This window comes from Streptomyces sp. NPDC029138, assembly GCF_055564375.1.
This window is the reverse complement of the sequence record NZ_JBVHWM010000074.1, coordinates 13112-30269: the sequence shown is the minus strand read 5'-3', so window position 1 is coordinate 30269 and position 17158 is coordinate 13112. Positions and strand designations below refer to the sequence as shown.

The window sequence follows — 17158 nt, the reverse complement described above, 5'->3', positions numbered from 1 at the left end:
CTGCGGGCCCGTCGTGGCAGCTCGCGCAGTTCCCCGCGCCCCTTCGGGGCGCTTACGCCGCTGCGGCTCAGAGCACCACTCGGTACAGGGTCTGGCCTCCCGGGCCCACGGCCGTCCTGCGGAGCCACGGTGCGCCGGCGCCCCCCACGACCCACTTCACCCCGTACTCCCGCAGAATCCCCCGCCGCTCCTCAGCACCCGCCGCCGTCGAGAAGTACCGCTCCACCGCCGCCTCCCTCCGCCCCGCATCCCGAAGGAACACGTCCGGATACCCCGGCGCCACGGTGTACGGACCGTACGCGGGGATCTGCCGAGCCGGAAACGTACGTGCCATCACCACGTCCCCGTACCGCACCCCCGCCCGCATGATCCACTGATACCCCACCCACGGCGTCCGGTACTTCTCCGCGACCACCCCGGGCAGCGCGCCCCGCGGCACCACGTACCCGAGCGTCCCGGCCTGCGTCCACGCCCCCACCGCCAGCGCGGCGAGCAGCACGCACGCCCACGCCCTGCGCACCACGGCCCGCCCCGCCGACACCGCCTCCAGCGCCGCCGCGAGCTGCGCCGGGATCAGCGCGGCGGGCAGGGCGCGGCCCCAGGAGTAGTGGCCGGTCAGGCCCCCCGCCGCGAACATCAGCGCACCGAACAGGAAGAAGAGGACCAGCGGGTCGCGGTGGTCGCGGCGCCGGCGGAACCCCAGCGCCGCCACCCCGAGCAGCACGAGCCCGAACCGCCCGGCCAGGTCCTCGTACAGCGGCCGGTGGATGGCCTCCAGATCCGCGCCGGCGGAGAACAGCGCGAAGAAGTCGTAGTACGGCCAGACCCACAGCACCAGCAGCCCCAGGAGCAGCCCGGCGCCCAGCCGGAGCAGCGCTCCACGCGCCGGGCGCGCCGCGAGCACCGTCGCCAGCCCGCCCAACGAGGCCACCACGCCCGTGAACTGGTGACACAGCAGGATCACCGCCCACAGCGCCCCCAGCCCCAGCCACACCCCCCACGCCGCCTCCCCGCGCACCACCCGCGTCAGCCAGGCCCAGAAGTGGAAGGTGAGTCCGAGCGCGAACACGCTGGGGTACGACACCGTCAGCGCGAGGGAGTTCAGCCCGAGGAAGCCGCTCCAGTTGAACAGCAGCGGGCCCCAGAGGAGCAGCAGGCTCAGGAATGCCAGCGCGGGGGCGGCGCGATGGTCGCTGAGGGTGCGGACGTAGCGCCGGACGCCCGTCACCAGCAGGCCCAGCCCGGCGAGCGCGGCCAGGCGCAGGACCACGAAGACCGACAGGCCCGTCAGCTTGGCGACGGTGCCGAGCAGCAGCATCCAGGGCGAGTAGTACGGGCTCGGCGTGTCGGCGTCGACCAGCGGGTTGCCGGGGTGCGGCAGGCTGTGCCGGAGGCGCTGGATCGTTGCCGCGTGCATGCCGAGGTCACCCGCCCACGGCAGGCGGACGACGACCCAGCACATCAGCACCACGACGAGCGCGGCGGCGACCCGCGGCAGCTCACGGCCCATGCGCGACGCGGGGCCGCCCCGTGGTGCCGTACGGCTCACCTGTTCGGTGTCAGACGGCGCGGTGTGCACACGCCGACCCTATCCGAAGCCCCGCGAAGAGCAGGAAAAGGTAATTTCGCGGCACGTTCAGGGCGAGAGGCGGGCAAGAAGAGGGGCGCCCCGGGCAGACGGTGCCCGGGACGCCCTTTCCTGCCGTACGGCTACGAGTGCGTCCGCAGCAGCGTCCGCATCGTGCGCATCGCCACCGACAGGTTGGCGAGATCGAACGAGTCCGAACTGCGGATCTCGTCCAGCGTGGTGCGGGCGCGGCCCAGGATCGCGCTGTTCTTCTGCTCCCACGCCTTGAACCGCTGCTCCGGCGTCGAGGTGCCGTTGCCCACCGCGAGGATGTCCGCGGTGAGGGCCGCGTGCGCCGCGTACAGGTCCTCACGGATGGAGGCGCGGGCCATGGACTGCCAGCGGTCGGCGCGCGGCAGCTCGATGATGCGGTCCATGAGCTGGGTGATGTTGAGCCGGTCGGCGAGGTCGTAGTAGACCTCGGCGACGTCCAGCGGCTCCTTGCCCATGCGGTCGGCCACCGACACGATGTCGAGCGCCGGGAAGGCGGAGGAGAAGCCGGCCACGCGGGTGGCGAGTTCGTCCGGGACGCCGGCCGCGGACAGCTCGTCGTACACGTGCTGGTACCACTCCGCGTCCGCGCCGCGCAGCAGCTTCGGCAGCTCCTGCCAGACCCGCTCGACCCGCTCGGCGAAGAACTCGACCGTCTCGGCGAGCTGGAGCGGCTGCGGCCGGTTGTTGAGCAGCCAGCGGGTGCCGCGCTCGACCAGGCGGCGCGAGTGCAGCCGGATGCGGGTCTGGACGGCCGCGTCGACCCTGTTGTCCAGGGCCTCGACCGCGTCCCACACCGGCGCCGAGCAGAAGATCGCGCGGGCCGCGGTCTGGGCGCGGACGATCTCCTCCAGGGAGGCGCCGGTCTCCTCGCGCAGCCGGTGCAGATACGTCGTACCGCCCGTGTTGACCGTGTCGTTGACCAGCACGGTCGTGGTGATCTCGCGGCGCAGCGGGTGGCTGTCGATGGCGTCGGCGAACCGCTCGCGCAGGGCCGACGGGAAGTACGCGTGCAGCAGGCCCCGCAGGTACGGGTCGTCCGGCAGCGAGGTGTGCAGCAGCTCCTCCGCGACCGTGATCTTCGTGTACGCCAGCACGACGGCCGTCTCCGGGCTGGTCAGGCCCTGGCCCTGGGCGAGGCGCTCGCGGATCTGCCGGTCGGTGGGCAGGAACTCCAGCGCCCGGTCCAGGTGGCCCTCGCGCACCAGGTGGCGGATGAACCGCTGCTGGGCGTGGAGCATGTCCTTGGCCTGGAAGAGGGCGTTGGCCAGGGCGGTGTTCTGCGCGTAGTTGTTGCGCAGGACCAGCGCGCCGACCTCGTCGGTCATCTCGGCGAGCAGCTTGTTGCGCTGCTTGACGGTCATGTCGCCGTCCGCGACCAGGCCGTTCAGCAGGATCTTGATGTTCACCTCGTGGTCGGAGGTGTCCACGCCGGCGCTGTTGTCGATCGCGTCGGTGTTGATCTTGCCGCCGTGCAGGGCGAACTCGATCCGGCCGAGCTGGGTCAGGCCCAGGTTGCCGCCCTCGCCGACGACCTTGACCCTGAGGTCCTTGCCGTCGACGCGGATGGCGTCGTTGGCCTTGTCGCCGACGTCCCCGTTGGACTCCGACGACGCCTTCACGTACGTGCCGATGCCGCCGTTCCACAGCAGGTCCACCGGCGCCGTGAGGATCGTCTTCATCAGGTCGGCCGGGGTCATCTTGGTGACCTTGCCCTCGATGCCGAGGGCCTCGCGGATGTGGCTGTTGAGCGGGATCGACTTGGCCGTGCGCGGGAAGATCCCGCCGCCCGCCGACAGCAGCTCGGTGTTGTAGTCGGCCCAGCTGGAGCGGGGCAGCTCGAACAGGCGGCGGCGCTCGGCGTAGGAGACGGCCGCGTCCGGGTCGGGGTCGATGAAGATGTGCCGGTGGTCGAAGGCGGCGACCAGGCGGATGTGCTCGGACAGCAGCATGCCGTTGCCGAACACGTCACCGGACATGTCACCGATGCCGACGACCGTGAAGTCCTCGCTCTGCGTGTCCACGCCCAGCTCGCGGAAGTGCCGCTTCACGGACTCCCAGGCGCCGCGCGCGGTGATGCCCATGCCCTTGTGGTCGTAACCGGCCGAGCCGCCGGAGGCGAAGGCGTCGCCGAGCCAGAAGTTGTAGGTGTTCGCGACCTCGTTGGCGATGTCCGAGAAGGTCGCGGTGCCCTTGTCGGCGGCGACCACCAGGTAGGTGTCGTCGCCGTCGTGCCGGACCACGTCCCGCGGCGGCACGACCTCGCCGGCCACCATGTTGTCGGTGATGTCGAGCAGCGCCGAGATGAACGTCTTGTAGCTGGCGATGCCCTCGGCGAGCCACGCGTCGCGGTCCACGCTCGGGTCCGGCAGCTGCTTGGCGACGAAGCCGCCCTTGGCACCGACCGGCACGATGACGGTGTTCTTCACCATCTGCGCCTTGACCAGGCCGAGAATCTCGGTACGGAAGTCCTCACGCCGGTCGGACCAGCGCAGACCGCCTCGGGCGACCTTGCCGAAGCGCAGGTGGACACCTTCGACGCGCGGCGAGTACACCCAGATCTCGTACGCCGGGCGCGGCGCCGGCAGGTCCGGGATGGCCTGCGGGTCGAACTTCATGGAGACGTAGTCGTGCGGCCGGCCGCCGAGCGTCCCCTGGAAGAAGTTCGTGCGCAGGGTCGCCTTGATGACGGTCAGGAACGACCGCAGGATACGGTCCTCGTCCAGGCTGGCCACCTGCTCCAGGGCCGCGTCCAGCTCCTCCAGCAGGGCGTCGGTGATCTCCAGGCCGGCCTGCTGCCGTTCCGGGGACATCCGCGCCTCGAACAGGGAGACGAGCAGCCGGGTGGTGTGGACGTTGTTGCGGAGGGTGTCCTCCATGTAGTCCTGCGAGAAGGTCGAACCGGCCTGCCGCAGGTACTTGGCGTAGGCCCGCAGCACCATCGCCTGCCGCCAGGTCAGCCCCGCGCTCAGCACCAGCGCGTTGAAGCCGTCGTTCTCGGCCTGGCCGGTCCAGGTCGCGGCGAACGCCTCCTGGAAGCGCTCGCGGGCGTCGTCGCCGAGGTACTCCCCGCCGCCCGCCGCCTTCGGCATGCGCAGACCGAAGTCGTAGATCCAGGCGGTGGTGCGGTCCGCGCAGCGCAGCTCGTACGGCCGCTCGTCGGTGACCTCGACGCCGAGGCGGCTGAGCACCGGCAGCACCTTGGAGAGGGAGACCGTGCCGCCCTTCTGGTAGATCTTGAACCGGCGCTCCTCCGGCCCGGCGCCCACCGGCTCGTACAGGCTCAGGCTGAACTTCTTGTCGTCGCTGAGCTGCTCCAGGTGGACCAGGTCGGAGACGGCGGCGCGCGGGGTGTGGTCGGCCTTGTAGCCCTCGGGGAAGGCGTTGTTGTAGCGGCGCAGCACCTCGGCCGCGCGCTCCTCGCCGCACTCGGCGGTCAGCGCCTCGGCGAACGCGTCCGCCCAGGAGCGGGCCGCCTCGACCAGGCGGGCCTCGATGCGGTCCTTGTCGGCGTCCGACAGCTCGGGCAGCTCGGTGCCCGGCGGGACACGGACGACGAAGTGCAGCCGGGAGAGGATCGACTCGGTGTTCCAGGCGGTGAAGTCGACGCTGGTGCCGCCCAGCTCCTCCTTGAGGATGTCGATGATCCGCAGGCGCACGCCGGTGGTGTAGCGGTCGCGCGGGAGGTAGACGAGGGCCGAGTAGTAGCGGCCGTACTCGTCCTGGCGCAGGTACAGCCGCAGCCGGCGGCGCTCCTGGAGGTAGAGCACGCTCGTGGCGATGGGCTGGAGTTCCGCGGCGGGCGTCTGGAACAGCTCGTCACGCGGGTACGTCTCCAGGATCTGGAGCAGGTCGCGGCCGTCGTGGCTGTTGGGCGAGAACCCGGCGCGCTCCAGCACCTCCTCCACCTTGCGGCGGATGACCGGGACGCGGCGCACGGACTCGGTGTACGCGGCGGAGGAGAACAGGCCGAGGAAGCGCCGCTCACCGACGACGTTGCCGTCCGCGTCGAACTTCTTGACGCCGATGTAGTCCAGGTACGACGGCCGGTGCACGGTGGCCCGGCTGTTGGCCTTCGTCAGCACGAGCAGCTTGTGCTCGCGGGCCTTGGCGCGGGCGTCGGCCGGGAGCCGCTCGAAGGAGGGGCTGACCGGGTGCTGGTCGTCCTCGGCGTGGTGCGGGTCCGAGCGCAGTATGCCGAGACCGGTGCCGGGCACGGCGGCGAGCGTGTCGTCGTCGCGCAGCTGGTACTCGCGGTAGCCGAGGAAGGTGAAGTGGTCGTCGGCCAGCCAGTGCAGCAGCTCGCGGGCCTCCTCGGCCTCGGGCCGGGGCAGGTCGGCGGGGACGGGCTCGCTCTGCAGGCTGTCGGCGAGCCGGGTCGCCGCGTCCCGCATCTTCTCCCAGTCCTCGACGGCCTCGCGGACGTCGGACAGCACGCGCAGCAGGTCGGCGGTGATCTGCTTCAGGTCGGCCCGGTCGGTCTCCCGGTCGATCTCGACATGGATCCAGGACTCGACGTGCGCGTCGTGCGGGAGGTCGCCGAGGAACTCCGTGGACTGGTTCGACAGCACCTCGATCAGCTTGCCGGTCAGATCGCGCCGCACGACGAACTGCGGGTGGATCACGACGTGGATGCCCCGCCCCTGGCGGGTCAGCTCATTGGTGACCGAGTCCACGAGGAAGGGCATGTCGTCGGTGACGACCTCCACGACGGTGTGGCTACAGGTCCACCCGTTCTCCTCCACGGTCGGGGTGTGCACCCGGACGTTCGCGGTGCCCTGGGGGCGGGTCTCGGCGAGACGGTAGTGCGAGACCGCGGCGCCGAAGACGTCGACCGGGTCGCGGTCGGCGAGGTCTTCCGGGGCGGTGTGCAGGTAGTAGCGCTGGAGGAACGCGAGCACGGATTCGCTGTCCGGGGTGCCGGGGGTGCCCTCGCTCGTCGTCCCGGTCGGTAGGTGCCCCCCGACCGGGCTGTTCTCAGCTACCCGGGCAGCCCGTTCGAGCAGCTCGGCCTTGGCTTCGTCCAGCTTGGTCTGCATTGTCCTCTGGCTCCTGTCGCGCGCCGTTGCGTGACGTAGAAGGAAGTACGGTCTCTTTCCCTCCGGCTCGACGCCACGGCCCGGGGTGTCCGGTCCGATCCGACGCTATGCCGCGAGGTGAGATGAGCGGGGGGTATTCGGCCATTCTCGGCACGTCCGTCGACTGTGACGCTGCTCTCGGCATCGCCGTGTCCCGGGCCGTCCTCGGCGTCCTGGGGGCGTCCGCGCCCCCGTCCCGCCCGCGAAGACCAGCGACCGCCGCCCGGTCACGGAGGTGTTCCGTGCAACCCGGGCGCAGGGCAGGAGCAGGATCGCCCCCGCGAGATATCGCGCTGATCACGCCACAAGGCTATCCCCACTTACCCCGGGCCCGTCATGAGCCGTATGTGTACAAAACCGAGGGTCGAAGTTTGACGTTCTGCACAGCGGCGTGGTGCGGGCGGGTGACGTATCCGATGGCTGGTTCCGGGTGGCCGGTCCTGGGTGGTTGTCGCGGGTCGCCGGCTTCGGGGGGCCGTCGGGGTTCACCGGTCCCGGAGCACCGTCGGGATCACCGATTCCGGCCACCGGTGCCCGATTCCCGGTCACCCGGTCGCGCCCCCGCGTACGCGGTCGCACCCTGAAAAACGCGGGGCCCTCTTGGCAAGGGGCACCCGGCGGAGGCACGGTGCCCAGGACACTGTGCGGAGTCTGCCCGGAGGAGCCGACATGCCCACGAAGATCCTCATCGTCACCGGCGACGCAGCGGAGTCCCTGGAGGTGCTCTACCCCTACCAGCGCCTGCGCGAGGAAGGCTACGACGTCCACATCGCGGCCCCCACCCGCAAGACCCTCCGCTTCGTCGTGCACGACTTCGAGCCCGGTTACGACACCTACACCGAGAAGCCCGGCTACACCTGGCCCGCCGACCTGGCCTTCTCCGAGGTCGACCCGGGGGACTACGCGGCCCTCGTCATCCCCGGCGGCCGGGCCCCCGAGTATCTGCGCAACGATCCCGAACTGCGCAAGATCCTCAAGGCCTTCTTCGACGCCGACAAGCCGGTCGCCCAGATCTGCCACGGCCCGCTACTCACCGCCGCGATCGACTCCCTCCGGGGCCGCCGGGTCACGGCCTACCCGGCGCTGGAGCCGGACATGCAGGCGGCCGGCGCGGGCTTCCAGGACGCCGAGGCGGTCGTCGACGGCACCCTGGTCTCGTCCCGCGCCTGGCCGGACCATCCGGCATGGATGCGGGAGTTCCTGACGGTGCTTCGCTCGAAGGCACCGGTGAGCTGAGACTTGAGGGCGCCGACGGGCTGAGACGCGAAGGCGTCGGTGAGCTGGAGGCGTGCGCGGTGCCGCCGTCCAGCTCGCGGTGCGTCGGCGGCGTCAGGTCCGTCGTGGCCGGTCGCGCAGTTCCCCGCGCCCCTGGGGAGCTGCGGCGGCCGGGGTACCCAGCCCAGGTCGGCCACGGCACCGGGCGCCCAAGTCCGCAGGCTCACCCCGACGCACCGCAGGCCCACCCCGACGCCCCGCAGGGCTACGCCGCTATCCTCCGCGCCTCCGCCACCGCCTCGGCCAGCGAATCCACCACCGGCGCCCCCACGCCCTCCAGACTCGCCCGGCTGTGCGACCCCCCGCTGTACAGCACAGCCCGCGCCCCCACGTGCAGCGCGGCGACCGCGTCGTCCGCCGCGTCCCCGATCACCACGGTCCGCTCCGGAGCCGCCACCCCCATCAGCGCCTCCAGATGCCGCACCATGTGCTCGGCCTTGCTGCCTCCGGACGGCCCCGTACGCCCGTCGACCCGTATGAAGTGCGCCTCGATCCCGAAGCCCCGCACCAGCGGCACCAGTTCCTCGTGCCCGTACATGCTCAGCAACGACTGGCTGTGCCCCGCCGACCGCCACCCCGCGAGCAGTTCCTCCGCCCCCTCGGTGAGCCGGCACCGCACCCGGTGCTCGGCGTAGTACCGGTGGAAGACGCCGTCCATCAGCTCCCACTCGGCGTCGGTCGGCAGCCGGCCGAGCAGCCGCTCGTAGAACTTCGGCACCGGCACGCAGTACAGCGCCCGGTACTGCTCCAGCGTGATCGGCGCCAGCCCCAGCTCGGCGAAGGCCGCGTTCGTCGCCCCGATGATCGCGTCATTGTCGTGGAACAGCGTCCCGTTCCAGTCCCAGACGATGTGCGCGCTTCCCTGCATCCCCATGTCCAAGACCGTACCCGCCCCCACTGACAATCAGGGCACCACCGCGATCGGCCCAGGTCAGCCCAGGCCGACCAGGTTGGGGATCTCCTGCGTGGCGTACCACAGCAGCTCGTGGTCGTCCGCCCCGTCCACGACGAACTGCGCGTCGTCGTCACCGCCGTCCGCCGCCTCCAGCGCGTCCGCCGCGGCGGCCACGTCCGTCTCCGCGTCCTCGGCGTCGACGTGCACGGAGGCCGCCTTCGCGAGCGGCACGGCGATGGTCACGGTGACCTCGCCGAGCGCGGAGGGGTCGAGCGCGCGGTCGGGGTCGACGCGCGCGGCGCCGTCGGGCACGTCCACGGCTACCACGACCCGGCGGCGTGCCGCGCCCGGGTCCGCCGCGAGCAGCCGCAGCGAGGCCAGCGCGGCCCGGCTGAGCGCCGCGTACTCCAGCTCCTCGATGTCCTCGGAGAGGTACCACTCGCGCAGCGCGGGCGTGACGGCATACGCGACGAAGGGGCCGGTCCCCAGCTCACCCGTCTTGTACGCCTCGGCGAGGGCGGGGAGGGTCAGGGGAACGTAGACGCGCATGCTGGCCGCTCTTTCCTGTTCCTGGTCAAAGGCTCCGCTGGGCCCCGGGGAGGGCGGCTGGCGCGTCTCCCGGAGGGCCTTCAGGATACGTGCGGCCGTCCCCTTTCGGGCCCCTGCCCGCACCCGTGGAGGCGTCCACTCCAAGCCTCCGATTCACCCTCTCCGGCCGCTTGGCCATGGGCCGCAGGGCTCCCCGGTCCCCTCGGATAGGTGAACGTTCCGGGCCCTCCGGCACTCGCCACCACGTCCTTGCCAGCCCCTGGGGCGCCCCGTACAAGATCCCCACCACTGGTTACCGCCCGGTATCCCCCGGGCCCGCCGAACGGGGACCCCCATGAACAAGGTCATGAGCCGTACCGCCCAGCCCCGCCCGCGGCACCGCCCGCCGACCCGCCGCGACTCCCGCCGCCCCGGTGGTGCCCCACCCCGCACGCCCAGCCGGCCGACGGCCACACGGCCGGAGGCGGCCACTACGCAGCCCACGACGGCCGTACGGCAGCCCCGGCCCACCGACCTCTTCGCCGAGCGCCTGCTGGCCGTCCTGAGCGGTCAGCGGCCCGTCCACTGGATGCTCCGGCACACCGCGGGCCGCGCCTACGACGACCTGGCCCGCCTGGCCGAACGCAGCCCCCTGCGCACCCCCGGCTCCCGCCCGGTCGTCCACGACATCGGCTACTACGTCCCCAGCCAAGGTGCCCTGGAGGTCTTCGCCCGCATCGCCGCCGGCGACCGACTACGCGCCATGGCGTTCCGCCTGGAACTGGGCAAGGACCTCCGCTGGCGCTGCACAGCGGTGGAAACGGGCGCGCCGTAGGGGTGCGGACCGTCGTCGAGGTGCGGGCGCGTCACGGATGATCGCGCAGTTCCCCGCGCCCCTGGGGGACTACAGCGGCCGACGCCCCCGACAACGCGGAAGGGCCGGGTCCCCGAAAAGGAACCCGGCCCTGCTCAACCGCTGAGGCGCCGCAGGCGACCGTTACTTCTTGCGGCGCCGTCCGCCCTTGGCCTGCCGGCGTCGCTCGGCCCGCGTGAGCCCGTCCGACTCGGACCGCACCGGCTCGTCCTCCTCCAGGTCACGCTCGACGATGCCGCCCTCACCGTCCACCGTCGGCGCGGAGAAGTGCAGATCCCGCCGCTGCGGGACATCCAGCCCCTTCGCACGGATCTCGGGACGCGCGCCCGCCTGCGCCGGCACCGTGTCCTGGACGCCCTCGCCCACCGGCTGGGCCTCCTCGACCGGGACCTCCTCGACCTGCTGCTCGACCTGGACCTCCAGGTTGAACAGGTAGCCGACGGACTCCTCCTTGATGCCGTCCATCATCGCGGTGAACATGTCGAAGCCCTCACGCTGGTACTCGACCAGCGGGTCCTTCTGCGCCATCGCGCGCAGGCCGATGCCCTCCTGGAGGTAGTCCATCTCGTAGAGGTGCTCGCGCCACTTGCGGTCCAGGACCGACAGCACGACCCGGCGCTCCAGCTCCCGCATGATCTCGGAGCCGAGCTGCGCCTCGCGGGCCTCGTACTGCTCGTGGATGTCCTCCTTGATGGACTCCTCGATGTACTCGGCGGTCAGACCGGCCCGGTCGCCGGCCGCCTCCTCCAGCTCCTCGATGGTGACCTTCACCGGGTACAGCTGCCGGAAGGCACCCCACAGCCGGTCCAGGTCCCAGTCCTCGGGGAAGCCCTCGGAGGTCTCGGCGCGGACGTACGCCTCGATGGTGTCGTCCATGAAGTGCCGGATCTGGTCGTGCAGGTCCTCGCCCTCCAGGACGCGCCGGCGCTCGCCGTAGATGACCTCGCGCTGCCGGTTGAGCACCTCGTCGTACTTCAGGACGTTCTTACGGGTCTCGAAGTTCTGCGTCTCGACCTGGGCCTGCGCGGACGCGATCGCGCGCGTCACCATCTTGTTCTCGATCGGCACGTCGTCCGGCACGTTGGCCATCGACATCACGCGCTCGACCATCTGGGCCTTGAACAGGCGCATCAGGTCGTCGCCCAGCGACAGGTAGAAGCGGGACTCGCCCGGGTCGCCCTGACGGCCGGAACGACCGCGCAGCTGGTTGTCGATGCGGCGGGACTCGTGCCGCTCGGTGCCGAGGACGTACAGGCCGCCCAGCTCCTCGACCTCTTCCTTCTCCGCCTTGACGGCCTGCTCGGCCTTCTCCAGGGCGCCGGGCAGGGCAGCGGCCCACTCCTCGATGTGCTCCTCGGGGTCGAGGCCGCGCTGGCGCAGCTCCGCCTCGGCGAGGTCCTCGGGGTTGCCGCCGAGCTTGATGTCCGTACCACGGCCGGCCATGTTGGTGGCCACCGTCACGGCGCCCTTGCGGCCGGCCTGGGCGACGATCTGCGCCTCGCGCTCGTGGTGCTTGGCGTTCAGCACCTCGTGCTGGATGCCGCGCTTGCTGAGCTGCTGCGAGAGGTACTCCGACTTCTCGACGGAGGTCGTGCCGACGAGGATCGGCTGGCCCTTCTCGTGCTTCTCGGCGATGTCGTCCACGACCGCCTCGAACTTGGCCACCTCGGTGCGGTAGATCAGGTCCGACTGGTCCTTGCGGATCATCGGCTTGTTGGTCGGGATCGGGACCACGCCGAGCTTGTAGATCTGGTGGAACTCGGCGGCCTCGGTCATCGCCGTACCGGTCATGCCGGAGAGCTTCTTGTAGAGGCGGAAGAAGTTCTGGAGGGTGATCGTGGCGAGCGTCTGGTTCTCGTCCTTGATGTCCACCCCTTCCTTCGCCTCGATCGCCTGGTGCATGCCCTCGTTGTAGCGGCGGCCGGCGAGGATACGGCCGGTGTGCTCGTCGACGATCATGACCTCGCCGTCGATGACGACGTAGTCCTTGTCCTTCTTGAAGAGTTCCTTGGCCTTGATCGCGTTGTTCAGGTAACCCACGAGCGGGGTGTTCACCGACTCGTAGAGGTTGTCGATGCCCAGCCAGTCCTCGACCTTGCTGACACCGGACTCGTGGATGGCGACCGTGCGCTTCTTCTCGTCGACGTCGTAGTCGCCGGTCTCCTCGAGGCCCTTGAGCGGGTTGCCCGCCTCGCCGCGCTTGAGGCGCGTGACCAGCTTGGCGAAGTCGCCGTACCACTTGGTGGCCTGGTCGGCCGGGCCGGAGATGATCAGCGGCGTACGGGCCTCGTCGATGAGGATGGAGTCGACCTCGTCGACGATGGCGAAGTTGTGGCCGCGCTGCACCAGCTCGTCCTTCGACCACGCCATGTTGTCGCGCAGGTAGTCGAAGCCGAACTCGTTGTTCGTGCCGTAGGTGATGTCGCACGCGTACTGCTCGCGGCGCTGAGCCGGCGTCATGTTGGCGAGGATGCAGCCGACGCTCAGGCCCAGGAACTTGTGGACGCGGCCCATCATCTCGGAGTCGCGCTCGGCCAGGTAGTCGTTGACCGTGATGAGGTGGACGCCGTCGCCGGACAGCGCGTTCAGATACGCGGGCAGCGTGCCGACGAGGGTCTTGCCCTCACCGGTCTTCATCTCGGCCACATAGCCGAGGTGGAGCGCGGCACCGCCCATCATCTGCACGTCGTAGTGGCGCTGGCCGAGGACGCGCTTGGCGGCCTCGCGCACCGTGGCGAACGCCTCGGGGAGCAGGTCGTCCAGGCTCTCACCGTCTGCGTAGCGCTGCTGGTACTCCGCGGTGAGGGCCCGCAGCTCGGCGTCGGAGAGGTCGACGAAGTCCTCTTCGATGGAGTTGACCTGGTCCGCGATGCGGTGCAGCTTGCGCAGGATCTTGCCTTCGCCTGCACGCATGATCTTCGAGAGGACGGACACGGGGGCTGGTCTCCTTGCCGGTCGGGCCTGGGACGGTCGGTTTTCCTTCTGACGTACTGAGCAACGGCCATCGTATGCGAGGACCCGGCTGCGCCGGGAGGCCTGGCGGCCCGACGGCTGCTTCACCCAGGACAACGGACGGGGCTTGCGGATGGTGCCGCATCGGAGCGAGGAATTACGCGAAACGTGATCGCCCGCTCACACATCGCGAAAATCCATGGCCGGGACGGGGCGTACGCAGCAGAATCGGGCGATGGAACCCGTCACACTCACCACGGACCGTCTCCTGCTGCGCCCGGTCGGCCCCGCCGACACCGACGCGGTGTACGAGGCCGCACAGGACCCCGACATCCAGCGCTGGACGGTGGTCCCCTCGCCCTATCTGCCGGAGCACGCGATCGGCTTCACGGAGCAGATCGTCCCGGACGGCTGGTCCCAGGGCTCGGTGTTCACCTTCGGCGTCTTCCTCACCGGCGGGGAGCTGGCCGCCATGCTGGCCCTCACGATGCGCTCGCTGGGCACGGCCGAGGTCGGCTTCTGGGCGGCCAAGGAGCACCGCGGCAACGGATACGTCGTGGAGGCCACGCTCACCGCCTGCCGGTGGATCTTCACCGAGGTCGGCGTCGACCGTGTCGAATGGCGAGCCGAGGTCGGCAACCACGCCTCCCGCGCGGTCGCCGAACGCGCGGGCTTCACCATCGAGGGCACCTTGCGCTCCGGCCTCAACAACAAGGGCGTACGCCGGGACTGCTGGGTCGGCTCCCTGCTCCCCTCGGACCTGGGCCTGCCCTCCACGGCTCCGTACCTGCCCGCGCGTTCCTGAGTCCCTGTTCCTCGGAACCTACTTCCTCGCTCCTGATGGACGCCCAGCTCGTCGCGGGCTGTCAGTGGCACCCTCTATCGTCCGACGCATGACGACCCTTCCGCGCCCGACGACCACTCTCACCGCGGACGACGCCCGCCGGATCGCCCTGCGGGCCCAGGGCCTGCTCGGCGCGCCCGACCGGCGCGCGGGCGTCCGCGGGGTGCTGCGCCACCTCGGCGCGGTCCAGCTCGACACGATCTCGGTCCTCGCCCGCTCCCACGAACTCGTGCCCTACGCCCGGCTCGGCGCGGTCGGCCGCAAGGCCGTGGAGGCCGCGTACTGGACGGACACCCATGCCTTCGAGTACTGGTCGCACGCGGCCTGCATCCTCCCCATCGAGGAGTGGCCGCACTTCGCCTTCCGCCGCCGCGCCTACCGCGACCGGCCGCACTGGCACCACGAACTCCCCGACGGCGCCTACGACCAGGTCATCAAGCAGCTCCGCACGGAGGGCCCGCTGACCGCGACCGAGCTGGGCGGCGCGAAGAAGACGAACGACTGGTGGGACTGGTCGGGCACGAAGGTCGCCGTGGAGCGCGCGCTGATGTACGGCGAGGTGGTGTGCGTGGAGCGGCGCGGCTGGAAGCGGGTGTACGACCTCGCCGAGCGCGCGGTCCCGGACACGCTGCTGCACGACGAGCTGGACGACTCCGAGTGCCTGCGCCGCCTGGTCCGGCTGGCGGGCGAGTCGCTCGGGGTCGGTACGCGCGCGGACATCGCCGACTACCACCGTCTCAAGGCCGAGCAGGTCGACGCGGTGATCGCGGACTCCGGCCTGGTGCCGGTCGAGGTCGAGGGCTGGGGCAAGCCGGCCTGGGCGGACCCGGCGGCCCTGGCGACGCCGCCGCGCGGCCGGCACCGCACCACGCTGCTGTCGCCGTTCGACTCACTGATCTGGGAGCGGGCGCGCACGGAGCGGATCTTCGGCTTCACCCACCGGCTGGAGGCGTACGTCCCCAGGCCCAAGCGCGTCTACGGCTACTTCGCCATGCCGGTGCTCGCCGGCGGCCGGCTGGTCGGGCGGGTCGACCCGGCGCGGGAGGGCCGCACGCTGGTGGCCAAGCAGGTCACCCTGGACGGCCCCAAGGCGGTCCCGGCGGTCGCCCAGGCGCTGGTCGAGGCGGCGACGTGGGTGAACTGCACGAACGTCCGCGTGGAACGCGTGGACGCACCCGAGCTGCGGGAGCCCCTCGGCAGGGAACTCGCCGCCCTCCTCGGATAGGCGCTAGCGGATCTCCAGGATCTTCTCCCGCATCGCGTAGACCACGGCCTCCATCCGGGAGTGCAGCTGGAGTTTCTCCAGGATGTTGCGGACGTGGTTCTTCACGGTGTTCTCGGAGATGAACAGTTCCTTGGCGATGTCCCGGTTGTTCATACCCGTGGCGACGAGTTTGAGGACCTCCAGCTCGCGGTCGGTCAGCCGGGGCGCGGGGACCAGCCGGCGCTCGTCGGTGCGCTGGATCATCGACTTGAACTCGGTGAGGAGTTTCGACGCCATCGACGGGCTGATCTGCGACTGTCCGTCGGCCACCGCGCGAATGGCGGTGGCCACCTCGTCGGTCGAGATCTCCTTGAGGAGATATCCGGTCGCGCCCGCCTTGATGGCGTCGTAGAGGTCGGCTTCCTCGTCACTGATCGTCAGCATGATGATCTTCGCGCTGGGGGCGACCTCCTTGATGGAGGTGCAGGCCTCGATCCCGCCGCGCTTGGGCATGCGGACGTCCATCAGCACGATGTCGGGCAGCAGGTCGGCGGCCTTGTCGACGGCCTCGGCCCCGTCGCCCGCCTCGCCGACGACCTGGATGTCCTCCTCGGCCGCGAGCACGATCTCCAGGCCGCGCCGGAAGAGGGCGTGGTCATCCACGACCAGGACTCTGATCGGCTCGTCGCGCGACGAGCCCGTGTCCGGGCCCCTGCCGATGACATCGTCGTCGGCGTCCCCGTCCCGCATCGGTCCGAAGGTGTCCGCCATCGTTCCTCCCCCTGAAGGCTGTGGCCTGTGGTCCTGTGCCATCGCCAACCCAAGGCAGCGGCCCACCGGTTGGGCCGGTGCGGCCATGATTTCATGCCCGGGCGGCACCGAGGTGACGTGCGGGGCGCGAAGTGGTCGCACACCGGTGCCCCTGGGGGCGCACACGCGCTCCAGGGGCACCCGCACAGCTTCAGCCGGGGGGATCAGCCGCCCAGCGTGCCACCCGCCGCGGGGGGCTGCGCCTGCGCCTCGGCGACCATCGGGTCGGTGCTCAGGTGGATCACGCCGTAGTCGTAGGCGTGTCGCCGGTAGACGACGCTGGGTTCCTTCGTCTCGGAGTCGATGAACAAGTAGAAGTCGTGGCCGACCAGTTCCATCTCGTACAGGGCCTGGTCGAGCGTCATCGGGGAGGCGACGTGGGTCTTCTCGCGGACGATGAGGGGGCCTTCACCCTTGACCTCCAGCGAACCGATCTTCTTGGTCGGCACTCCGTCCGTCTCCTCCTCCTGGACGGGGAGGCCGCTACCGCTCAGTGTCGCCGCGCCCGGGACGTGGTCGGGGACCTCTGCCGCTGAGATCCGGCGCGCGCCGCGACGCGAGAACCGCTTGTCGTGCTGCTTGCGCAGCCGGGCATCCAGCTTCTCCGCCGCCAGGTCCAGTGCCGCGTAGGGATCGCTGGCCGCTGCCTCCGCCCGGATCACCGGACCGCGGGAGCGGAGCGTGATCTCCACTCGGTCACAGCGGTCGGCCTGTCGGGGGTTCGGCTCCTTGGACACCTCGACGTCGAGGCTGATCACCTTGGCATCGAGCCTCTGGATCTTCTCCAGCTTCAGCTTCTCGGCCACGTGCTTGCGGAACCGCTCGGGCACCTCGGTCTTGCGGCCTTTGACGACGATGTCCACGCAGAACTCCGTTCCCGGATCGCTCCGCTGCATCGGCGGAGCATCTCCCTTTCGCACCAGGTCCGGTGATCACCGGACCTCGGACTCGGTGACTTCCACCTCCTCCTCCCCCATGGGCGAGATCTCCACCCCACCGGCGCGGGTGATTGCCAAAAACCCGCAGCACGGCATTCGGATACGAGAGGTGTGGCCTGCGCCTTTCCTCACACCCGAACAT

The 17158-nt window shown here is 70.6% G+C and carries 11 protein-coding genes; 4 read left to right on the top strand and 7 right to left on the bottom strand.

Annotated elements, in window-relative coordinates; translation table 11 throughout:
- Nucleotides 1-67 precede the first annotated feature (67 nt).
- Nucleotides 68-1510: a hypothetical protein gene (locus ACZ4WH_RS37175; RefSeq protein WP_468189312.1), complete on the bottom strand. Its 1443-nt coding sequence runs from the start codon at nt 1508-1510 to the stop codon at nt 68-70.
- A gap of 200 nt (nt 1511-1710) precedes the next feature.
- The gene (locus ACZ4WH_RS37170; protein WP_468189283.1) at nt 1711-6657 is read right to left on the bottom strand and encodes an NAD-glutamate dehydrogenase; all 4947 of its coding nucleotides are present in this window, start codon (nt 6655-6657) and stop codon (nt 1711-1713) included.
- A gap of 708 nt (nt 6658-7365) precedes the next feature.
- Between ACZ4WH_RS37170 and ACZ4WH_RS37165 the strand changes: the two genes are divergently transcribed.
- On the top strand, nt 7366-7932 hold the full coding sequence (locus tag ACZ4WH_RS37165; protein ID WP_468189281.1) for a DJ-1/PfpI family protein: 567 nt from the start codon (nt 7366-7368) through the stop codon (nt 7930-7932).
- 244 nt (nt 7933-8176) lie between these two features.
- On the opposite strand, the gene ACZ4WH_RS37160 is transcribed toward ACZ4WH_RS37165, so the two are convergent.
- Both ACZ4WH_RS37160 and ACZ4WH_RS37155 read right to left on the bottom strand, forming a co-directional pair.
- On the bottom strand, nt 8177-8845 hold the full coding sequence (locus ACZ4WH_RS37160; RefSeq protein WP_468189279.1) for an HAD family hydrolase: 669 nt from the start codon (nt 8843-8845) through the stop codon (nt 8177-8179).
- Nucleotides 8846-8902: 57 nt separating this feature from the next.
- On the bottom strand, nt 8903-9415 hold the full coding sequence (locus ACZ4WH_RS37155; protein ID WP_468189277.1) for a DUF6912 family protein: 513 nt from the start codon (nt 9413-9415) through the stop codon (nt 8903-8905).
- 334 nt (nt 9416-9749) lie between these two features.
- Between ACZ4WH_RS37155 and ACZ4WH_RS37150 the strand changes: the two genes are divergently transcribed.
- Nucleotides 9750-10229 carry an Rv3235 family protein gene (locus ACZ4WH_RS37150; RefSeq protein ID WP_468189275.1) on the top strand — a complete coding sequence of 160 codons (480 nt, stop codon included), beginning with the start codon at nt 9750-9752 and terminating at the stop codon, nt 10227-10229.
- 162 nt (nt 10230-10391) lie between these two features.
- Here the strand turns inward: ACZ4WH_RS37150 and secA are convergent, their stop codons facing one another.
- Nucleotides 10392-13202 carry a preprotein translocase subunit SecA gene (gene secA / locus ACZ4WH_RS37145; RefSeq protein WP_468189273.1) on the bottom strand — a complete coding sequence of 937 codons (2811 nt, stop codon included), beginning with the start codon at nt 13200-13202 and terminating at the stop codon, nt 10392-10394.
- 253 nt (nt 13203-13455) lie between these two features.
- Here secA and ACZ4WH_RS37140 point away from each other — a divergent pair, with 253 nt between their 5' ends.
- Together ACZ4WH_RS37140 and ACZ4WH_RS37135 are read left to right on the top strand one after the other, a co-directional pair.
- Nucleotides 13456-14025: a GNAT family N-acetyltransferase gene (locus tag ACZ4WH_RS37140; RefSeq protein ID WP_468189270.1), complete on the top strand. Its 570-nt coding sequence runs from the start codon at nt 13456-13458 to the stop codon at nt 14023-14025.
- A gap of 88 nt (nt 14026-14113) precedes the next feature.
- Nucleotides 14114-15289 (top strand): winged helix-turn-helix domain-containing protein, encoded by a 1176-nt coding sequence (locus ACZ4WH_RS37135; RefSeq protein WP_468189268.1) that lies wholly within the window; start codon nt 14114-14116, stop codon nt 15287-15289.
- Between the two features lie 3 nt (nt 15290-15292).
- Here the strand turns inward: ACZ4WH_RS37135 and ACZ4WH_RS37130 are convergent, their stop codons facing one another.
- Entirely contained in the window at nt 15293-16039 is a 747-nt protein-coding gene (locus tag ACZ4WH_RS37130; protein WP_468189266.1) for a response regulator, read from the bottom strand.
- A 203-nt stretch (nt 16040-16242) separates the two neighbouring features.
- On the bottom strand, nt 16243-16941 hold the full coding sequence (gene hpf / locus ACZ4WH_RS37125; RefSeq protein WP_468189310.1) for a ribosome hibernation-promoting factor, HPF/YfiA family: 699 nt from the start codon (nt 16939-16941) through the stop codon (nt 16243-16245).
- Between the last annotated feature and the right edge of the window lie 217 nt (nt 16942-17158).

What these genes read in the sequence shown, in the direction of transcription:
- ACZ4WH_RS37175 (WP_468189312.1), bottom strand. Translation starts at nt 1,510, where the DNA reads ATGGGCCGTGAGCTGCCGCGGGTCGCCGCCGCGCTCGTCGTGGTGCTG.
- ACZ4WH_RS37170 (WP_468189283.1), bottom strand. Translation starts at nt 6,657, where the DNA reads ATGCAGACCAAGCTGGACGAAGCCAAGGCCGAGCTGCTCGAACGGGCT.
- ACZ4WH_RS37165 (WP_468189281.1), top strand. Translation starts at nt 7,366, where the DNA reads ATGCCCACGAAGATCCTCATCGTCACCGGCGACGCAGCGGAGTCCCTG.
- ACZ4WH_RS37160 (WP_468189279.1), bottom strand. Translation starts at nt 8,845, where the DNA reads ATGGGGATGCAGGGAAGCGCGCACATCGTCTGGGACTGGAACGGGACG.
- ACZ4WH_RS37155 (WP_468189277.1), bottom strand. Translation starts at nt 9,415, where the DNA reads ATGCGCGTCTACGTTCCCCTGACCCTCCCCGCCCTCGCCGAGGCGTAC.
- ACZ4WH_RS37150 (WP_468189275.1), top strand. Translation starts at nt 9,750, where the DNA reads ATGAACAAGGTCATGAGCCGTACCGCCCAGCCCCGCCCGCGGCACCGC.
- ACZ4WH_RS37140 (WP_468189270.1), top strand. Translation starts at nt 13,456, where the DNA reads ATGGAACCCGTCACACTCACCACGGACCGTCTCCTGCTGCGCCCGGTC.
- ACZ4WH_RS37135 (WP_468189268.1), top strand. Translation starts at nt 14,114, where the DNA reads ATGACGACCCTTCCGCGCCCGACGACCACTCTCACCGCGGACGACGCC.
- ACZ4WH_RS37130 (WP_468189266.1), bottom strand. Translation starts at nt 16,039, where the DNA reads ATGGCGGACACCTTCGGACCGATGCGGGACGGGGACGCCGACGACGAT.